This is a genomic window from Pyrobaculum sp., from assembly GCF_049971835.1.
GTDB lineage: Archaea > Thermoproteota > Thermoprotei > Thermoproteales > Thermoproteaceae > Pyrobaculum.
Genome location: NZ_JBMFKV010000165.1, coordinates 1 through 4,242, shown reverse-complemented (window position 1 = coordinate 4,242; position 4,242 = coordinate 1). Strand labels below are relative to the sequence as shown.

6 protein-coding genes are annotated in these 4,242 nt (G+C 56.6%); 2 read left to right on the top strand and 4 right to left on the bottom strand.

Going from position 1 to position 4,242, the window contains the following annotated elements:
• A partial coding sequence (locus tag ACP5J3_RS11480; RefSeq protein ID WP_428495814.1) for a DNA-directed RNA polymerase occupies positions 1–194 on the bottom strand: 194 nt, incomplete at its 3' end.
• Positions 195–277: 83 nt separating this feature from the next.
• Between ACP5J3_RS11480 and ACP5J3_RS11475 the strand changes: the two genes are divergently transcribed.
• Positions 278–2,056, top strand: coding sequence for a thiamine pyrophosphate-dependent enzyme (locus tag ACP5J3_RS11475; protein ID WP_428495813.1), 1,779 nt, complete (start codon positions 278–280; stop codon positions 2,054–2,056).
• On the top strand, positions 2,041–2,571 hold the full coding sequence (locus tag ACP5J3_RS11470; protein WP_428495812.1) for an indolepyruvate oxidoreductase subunit beta: 531 nt from the start codon (positions 2,041–2,043) through the stop codon (positions 2,569–2,571). Before ACP5J3_RS11475 ends, ACP5J3_RS11470 begins: the two co-directional genes overlap by 16 nt.
• Here ACP5J3_RS11470 and ACP5J3_RS11465 read toward each other — a convergent pair.
• The 3 genes from ACP5J3_RS11465 to ACP5J3_RS11455 all read right to left on the bottom strand — a co-directional run bounded on the left by ACP5J3_RS11465 (position 2,560) and on the right by ACP5J3_RS11455 (position 4,209).
• Positions 2,560–3,366, bottom strand: coding sequence for a serine protein kinase RIO (locus tag ACP5J3_RS11465; protein WP_428495811.1), 807 nt, complete (start codon positions 3,364–3,366; stop codon positions 2,560–2,562). The genes ACP5J3_RS11470 and ACP5J3_RS11465 overlap by 12 nt on opposite strands.
• 320 nt (positions 3,367–3,686) lie before the next feature.
• Complete coding sequence (locus ACP5J3_RS11460; RefSeq protein WP_428495810.1) at positions 3,687–3,848, bottom strand: hypothetical protein; 162 nt, start codon at positions 3,846–3,848, stop codon at positions 3,687–3,689.
• 235 nt (positions 3,849–4,083) lie between these two features.
• Positions 4,084–4,209 carry a hypothetical protein gene (locus ACP5J3_RS11455; RefSeq protein ID WP_428495809.1) on the bottom strand — a complete coding sequence of 42 codons (126 nt, stop codon included), beginning with the start codon at positions 4,207–4,209 and terminating at the stop codon, positions 4,084–4,086.
• Positions 4,210–4,242 lie beyond the last annotated feature (33 nt).

The following is a 4,242-nucleotide window of genomic DNA, read 5'->3' as shown; positions in this document are numbered from 1 at the left end:
TACTCAGGCCTCCTCTCCTCAGCGACCATGACGCCTCTCTTCTTTTCTTCAGCGACCTCGGCTCTCTGTCTGTAAGCCTCCTTGGCCTTCTCCGAGAGCTTCACTTCGTAGCCACATTTTGGACACTTCAACACAGTAACGCCGTCTTTTTTATGCGGAACCATCAACGTCCCGTCTCTCGGGCAGAAGCGCATCCCCAAGATTCGTGTCTGAGGTTTTTAAGTGTATCGTTTCACATCTATGGAAAGCTTTATATCCTATATAATGTTACATATATGTGAGGTTGCTTCTCCTCGGGAACGAGGCCATTGCCTACGGGGCTCTCGCCAGCGGCCTAGCCGTCGCCACGGCCTACCCCGGCACGCCCTCCACCGAGATTGTAGAGACCCTCGTGGAGTTTAGGGATAGGTTTGTACACTGGGCCTCTAATGAGAAGTCCGCGTTTGAGCTTGCGTACGGCGCCGCGGTGGCCGGCGCCAGGTCGCTCACCGCCATGAAACACGTAGGGCTGAACGTGGCCGCAGATCCTCTACACAGCGCGGCGTACACGGGGGTGGAGGGGGGTTTTGTCATAGTCACCGCCGACGATCCGTGGATGCACTCTTCTCAAAACGAGCAGGACACCAGGTGGTACGGCGTCCAGGCCTATGTGCCGGTGCTGGAGCCCTCCGACCCCTTGGAGGCGTATAAATACGTCAAGTTGGCCTTTGATTTGAGTGAAAAGTTGAGGCACCCCGTCATTTTGAGAAGCGTCACCAGGGTGAGCCACGTAAGGGCCCCGGTGGAGGTGGAGCCCCCGGCCCCGCCTAAGTGGGGGCGTTTTACTAGAGACGTAAAGAGGTTTAACCTTGTTCCTGCAAATGCGAGGGAGTTGAGAAAAGCGCTGGTGGAGAAGTGGGAGAAAATCGCCGAGTTATCCGCAGATTTCATAACTGTGGAGGGGTCGGGCGACGTCTTTATAGTGACTACGGGCGTCGCCTACAACTATGTAAAAGAGGCGTTGAGCAGACTCCGTGTGGACGCCACGGTTGTGAAGCTGGGGATGTCAGTTCCCGTGCCGCGGAGCTTGAGAAATCTCGTGGGCGGGGAGGCCGTGGTTGTGGAGGAGGGAGACCCCGTGGTTGAGGTTCAACTCAGGTCGCTGGGGGTGGCCACCAGGGGGAAGCTAGATGGGTACTTCCCCAGATACGGCGAGCTCGACACCGGCAAGACTGCTCTGGGCCTGTCGAAGGCGCTGGGTCTGCCCTACAGCCCTCCGCAGCCCCCAAAGCCGCCTATTGAGCCGCCGCCGAGGCCGCCGTCGCTGTGCCCCGGGTGCCCCCACATGGCCACCTTTTACATCTTGAGGCTCGCCACCGCCGGGCTCAGCCCCGTGTGGTCGGGGGATATTGGCTGCTACTCCCTGGGCATCAACCTGGGGCAACAGGACTTGATTACCCACATGGGCTCGTCGGTGGGGCTGGGGGCTGGCATCGCCGTGGCCGGCAAGCATTTCGTCGTGGCCACGGTGGGCGACTCCACGTTCTACCACGCGGTGCTCCCCCAGCTAGTTGACGTCGCCTCGAGATCTATACCTCTGCTCATCGTTGTTATGGACAACGCCTACACGGCGATGACCGGCGGACAGCCCAGCCCAAGCAGGGCCATCCCCGTCGAGAAAATCACAGAGGCGCTGGGGTTGCCGACCTTCGTAATCGACCCCGTCGAGGTGAAGAAGTCGGTAGAGGTCGTGAAGAAGGCTGTTGAGATTGTGAAGAGCGGGAGGCCTGCCGTCGTGGTATCCAGGAGGCCCTGCGCCTTGGTGGCTGTGAGGAAGGCGAGGAGGGCGGGCCTCCAGTTGCCTAGGTATCAGGTGGACCCCGACAGGTGCACCGGCTGCGGGCTGTGCTACAACCTTTTGAGGTGTAGCGCGATATACAGGCGGCCAGATGGGAAGGCTTATGTAGATCCAGCTCTCTGCGTGGGGTGCGGCGTGTGCGCGGAGGTCTGTCCCTTCAACGCCTTTAAGCCGGAGGGGAGGAGGGAGGCTTGGCTTGAGCTATGGCAACAAGCATAGTGGTGGTGGGGGTCGGGGGCCAGGGAGTTTTGACGCTGGCGAGGTGGATAGGCGAGGCGTCGCTTTCCGAGGGCTACGACGTGAGAATAGCCGAGGTGCACGGAATGAGTCAGCGGGGCGGCTCTGTGGAGGTGCACGTGAGGTTTGGGAAGGTGGTATACGCGCCCATCGTCGAGGAGGGCGGGGCTGACTACGTCGTGGCTCTGGAGGCGGTTGAGGCCCTGCGCGCTTTTAGATACCTGAAACCCGGTGGGGTGCTTGTTGTAAACAAGAGGGTAATGCAGCCACCTGGCAGGTGGATAAGCGAAGAGGAGCTCCTCGGCTTGTTGCAGAAGTCGGGGGTCAAGACCTACATAGTGCCCGCGGCCGACGTGGCTAGGGAGCTGGGCTCCGTTTTGTATGAAAACGCCGTCATGCTGGGATTTCTCTCCCAGCTACTGGGGCTCCCCATGCCACCCAGCCTGGACGACCGTAATAGAGAGGCTTTTAGAAGGGGGGCGCGGCTATTCGTCTAGTATTCTTTTTCCCCCCACCACAACCCAGCCCTCCTCGTCCACCTCCACCGACCCCCGCCAGCTGCCCCTCTCCACCAGTTTTCTAAACAGGCCGTGGGGATCGAGGGGGGTATGGAAAAACTCGAGAATTCTCTCCACGTCCCGCCTGAGGTATTCATACTCCTTGGGGTGGCCGCGCCTCACCGCGGACCCCCAGTCGATAATCCACGGCCGCTCCCCGTCGTAGAGTATATTAAAGGGGCTTAAATCGCCGTGCACCAGCCCGGCGACGACGTAGATCTTCTCTAGGTTTTTCAAAACCTCGTGAAACAGCGCCTCTGGATCCTCCACGTTTTCCAACCCCACGTCGGCGAGAGTCGGCGCCGGATCGCGGCCGACGCCTATAAACTCCATCGCCAGTACATTTCTATAGAAGCCGTAGGGCCTCGGCACGCGGACCCCCGCCTCGTACGCCCGGGCCAGGTTGCCAAACTCCTTCCTACACCAGAGCTCCACCAGGTGGAGCTGGTCGCTTATCTTGACGTTTCTAAACCTAGGATCGCCCAGTAAGTAGCCGTAGCGGCTTTTCGTAAACCGGACGGGCACCGGGTAGAAGATCTTCAACACCGCGTAGCCCCCGTCTCTCCTCCTGGCGAGAACAATCTTAGCCTCCTTACCCTGGCCCACCGGCCCCAGCACCTCCTCCACCACCCCCCTTTCCTGTAGCTTGACAACAGCCGCCCACGTGTAGGAGTTAATCGCGTCGTCCACCACCTTGTAGTAGTCGCTATCCTTCTCACTCCTCACACGCCTCACGTTAGATGATAAATATCCATCTAAATATACTCATAGTCACAGTTCGAGGACTTTACATACCGGCTCTAGGCACATCAACGCCTCCAGCGTGCCGCCGCGGAATAGTGTTAACTTGACACAAATCACTTCTGGGCGTTCTAGACAGCCATTTAACGCTATAAGGTGAGAGAAGCGCTTAATACCATGACAACACTTGGCGTGTTGGTATCCCACTTGTTTCGCTACAGCTCGGCATCACGGTTATTGGGTTGGATGTGAGTGAGGCGGCGTCCATATTCATAACATCCTACCGCCTCATGTGTTACGCTAGTAATTGCTTTCTACCTATACGCATACATTACCATATAATTAATGCCAAATATAGTTGCCACTATGCTCATCACACCTGTGTAGAACCCCCAGGTTATTAACCCGGCGTAGGGATAGACCCACTTGCCTCCGGCGCACCTCGCCGTCAAAAACCATGAAATAGAAGAGCCCATAGCCACACTAGCCAAAACAGAGTATTTAAAAACAAGACTAATCAACACAGAGTATTTATGAGGAGAATAGTATAGGAGATCAGTAGACGGGAAGTATTCAGGGAGATAAGACACAGCCGTGAGAACGCCAAAAAGCATATGAGCCCTCACGAGGTGCTTAGCCCCATTACAAATTTTCAATGAAAACAAAATATTTGAAAAGAGGAGAGGCAAATATAAGAAATTAATAAATAAATTAAATAAAGTCATACTTAACAGCCCCCTTAGGCATATCCACGCCGCTTGGAGGCTCAAGCCTAGCCCCAGCGAATACCACTAACATTAAAGCCGCAACCACTGGCGCCAACCCCAGCCACCGCATGTATGTAAGTACTCATTTTTTTAAGTTTTACTG

Bases quoted from the DNA above. Each gene is read 5' to 3' on its own strand.
- ACP5J3_RS11470 (WP_428495812.1), top strand. From the start codon at position 2,041: ATGGCAACAAGCATAGTGGTGGTGGGGGTCGGGGGCCAGGGAGTTTTG.
- ACP5J3_RS11460 (WP_428495810.1), bottom strand. From the start codon at position 3,848: ATGGGCTCTTCTATTTCATGGTTTTTGACGGCGAGGTGCGCCGGAGGC.
- ACP5J3_RS11455 (WP_428495809.1), bottom strand. From the start codon at position 4,209: ATGCGGTGGCTGGGGTTGGCGCCAGTGGTTGCGGCTTTAATGTTAGTG.